At 54.0% G+C, this 2,626-nt stretch carries 4 protein-coding genes; all 4 read left to right on the top strand.

Translation table 11 applies throughout. The annotated features are described in order from the left end of the window. The first annotated feature begins 171 nt into the window (after positions 1-171). The 4 genes from hpf (at position 172) to PROAA_RS08405 (ending at position 2,398) form a co-directional block, all read left to right on the top strand. Positions 172-495 carry a ribosome hibernation-promoting factor, HPF/YfiA family gene (gene hpf / locus PROAA_RS08420; protein WP_186410923.1) on the top strand — a complete coding sequence of 108 codons (324 nt, stop codon included), beginning with the start codon at positions 172-174 and terminating at the stop codon, positions 493-495. Between the two features lie 127 nt (positions 496-622). Beyond that, a complete protein-coding gene (gene ptsN / locus PROAA_RS08415; RefSeq protein ID WP_186410922.1) occupies positions 623-1,069 on the top strand; it encodes a PTS IIA-like nitrogen regulatory protein PtsN in 447 nt (148 codons plus the stop codon). Positions 1,070-1,081: 12 nt separating this feature from the next. Continuing rightward, on the top strand, positions 1,082-2,026 hold the full coding sequence (gene hprK / locus PROAA_RS08410; protein ID WP_186410921.1) for an HPr(Ser) kinase/phosphatase: 945 nt from the start codon (positions 1,082-1,084) through the stop codon (positions 2,024-2,026). Between the two features lie 51 nt (positions 2,027-2,077). Further along, on the top strand, positions 2,078-2,398 hold the full coding sequence (locus PROAA_RS08405) for a PsiF family protein (RefSeq protein ID WP_186410920.1): 321 nt from the start codon (positions 2,078-2,080) through the stop codon (positions 2,396-2,398). Positions 2,399-2,626: the final 228 nt, after the last annotated feature.

The following is a 2,626-nucleotide window of genomic DNA, read 5'->3' as shown; positions in this document are numbered from 1 at the left end:
AGTATCCCGCCGGTTAAACTACGCAAGACTCTATAGCAGGCACAACAGAATCGTCACCTCAAAAGATGAAAGCCAGCCCCGCACCAACCATCATCCCCGACCCGACCTCAGAATGCCGGCAAGGGAACGACAGTCGCTGACCCGACTATAACTCTGACAAGGAGCCGCACCATGAATCTTCAGATCAGTGGACATCACCTCGAAATCACTTCGGCAATCCACGATTACGTTACCGGGAAACTTGAGCGCGTCACGCGTCACTTCGATAACGTCATTGATGTTAACGTGATTCTATCGGTCGAAAAACTGAAGCAGAAGGCAGAAGTCACCGTGCACCTGTCCGGCAAGGATGTCTTCGTCGAGTCCATTGACGAAGACCTCTACGCTGCGGTTGATAGTCTGGTCGATAAGCTCGACCGCCAGATACAAAAACACAAGCAGAAGGTCAAGAATCACCACCGTGGTCAAAGGATAAGTCATATCGTCCAGGACTGACTTACTCTGTGCGGCGGGTTCGGCCTTCTTGTCGGGTCAACACGCCACACAAAACCATGCGTTTCTTCACTCATCATTGTCGCCAACTGCCCGCCGCGATTTTCAGCCCTCTTGTCAACCTTCCTGTATGAGCCAGATCACTCAATTATTAGCCCCCAAGAACATTGTCCTTGATCTTGATGCAAGCAGCAAAAAGCGTGTCTTTGAGCACGTTGGCCTGCTTTTCGAGAACAATCAGGGGATCGCCAGCAGCGCGGTTTTCGACAGCCTTTTTTCTCGCGAAAAGCTCGGTTCGACCGGCCTTGGCCAGGGTATCGCGATTCCGCACGGGCGCATCAAAGGTTTAAAGGAAGCCAGCGGCGCATTTCTGCGTCTTGCCGCGCCTGTTCCGTTCGACTCGCCGGACGGAAAGCCGGTATCACTTCTTTTCATATTGCTTGTTCCTGAACAGGCAACGGAGCAGCACCTGCAAATCCTTTCTGAACTCGCTGAAAAATTCTCGAATCCCACCTGTCGCGAAGCACTCTCCAAAGCGGAAAGTACCGACGAGATCCGCCTGCTTTTCGCCAACTAAGCGCCTATCAGCATGATTCCGACCCGCACGCTCAGCATTACTCAGCTATACACGGATCATCTTGAAAAGCTCAAGCTCACCTGGATCGCTGCAGTGGGTGTCGAAAGGCAGGTCGTACTCAAGGATCAAGGAATTTACGGCCCTGACGTCGTTGGCCATCTCAACCTGATATACAGCCATCGTGTGCAGGTTATCGGCAAGGCCGAACAGCGTTGGGCAGAGCGTGTCGGGGAAGAGCGCTGGCAACGCCAAATCGACGATCTGATGGCAGCAACGCCGCCCGCGCTGATCGTCGCGGACGGTCTGAAGATCCCGTCCGGAGCCAAGGAAATGTGCGAGGCGACCCAGACCCCACTATTTGTCACTCCAAAGGAGTGTTCGGTGGTCATCGATCTGCTGCACATCTACCTTGCACGCCGGTTTGCCGACACCGTGTCGGCACACGGCGTGTTCATGGACGTGTACGGCATGGGCATTCTGATCACCGGCGATTCCGGAGTCGGCAAGAGCGAACTCGCCCTCGAGCTCGTTACGCGTGGGCACGGTCTGGTAGCCGACGATGTAGTCGAACTGGCACGAACGGCGCCTACGACCATCGAGGGCCGCTGCCCCAGCATGTTACGCGACTACCTTGAAGTACGTGGACTCGGCCTGCTTAACATTCGCACCATCTTTGGCGAAACTGCGGCGCGACGAAAGATGAAGCTTAAACTGGTTGTACACCTGCAGGAATTTGCTGCAGGCGAAGATTCGCCGCGCTTGCCGCTCGATTCCCAGACACAGGAAATACTCGGCATTCCGGTACGCAAAGTCGTTTTTCACGTCGCGCCCGGACGCAACCTTGCGGTTTTGCTCGAAGCTGCGGTACGCAACTGCATTCTGCAAATGCGCGGCATTGACAGCATGAGCGAATTCATCAATCGTCAGCAACAGGCTGTCCTTGACGACGATTTTTGATTTGCCGTTTATAATCAGCGGACGTTTCCAAACATTGTCAAGGAGTTAACTATGAAAATCATGATTGCTCTCGTTGCCATCACCTTTTCCATGAGCAATGCCTTTGCGGCTGATCAAGTCAAGAAAACACCCTCGCCCGCGCAGCAAGCGCAGCAGGACAAAATGAAAGCGTGCAATGCCGATGCCGGAAACAAGGCTCTCAAGGGCGATGAGCGCAAGAAGTTCATGAGTGAGTGCCTTAGCTCAAAGCCAGCGTCCGCCACGCAGCAGGACAAAATGAAAGCATGCAACGCCGATGCCGGAAACAAGGCTCTCAAGGGTGACGAACGCAAGAAATTCATGAGCGAGTGCCTCAAGGCCGACAAGCAGTAGACGCCGATTGACTGACAAAAAAACGACGGTGATTTACACCGTCGTTTTTTTGTATCCAGCCTGCCTAGATCAGCTCAGGTCGAATTCTGCGAAATCCGCACCCGTACTCGTCGCCGAGCCCGCAAAGCAGATAAGGCCCTTGCTGTAGAGACCGCATTCCTCCTTGCGCAGGAACAACTCCGGTTTGCCATGCAGGGAAACATAGGTGCCATTGGTGCTGGTGTCGAT

It is taken from the genome of Candidatus Propionivibrio aalborgensis (assembly GCF_900089945.1).
Taxonomy (GTDB): domain Bacteria; phylum Pseudomonadota; class Gammaproteobacteria; order Burkholderiales; family Rhodocyclaceae; genus Propionivibrio; species Propionivibrio aalborgensis.
Note: the sequence above shows the minus strand (reverse complement) of the source record. Positions and strands in the feature narration are given on the sequence as shown.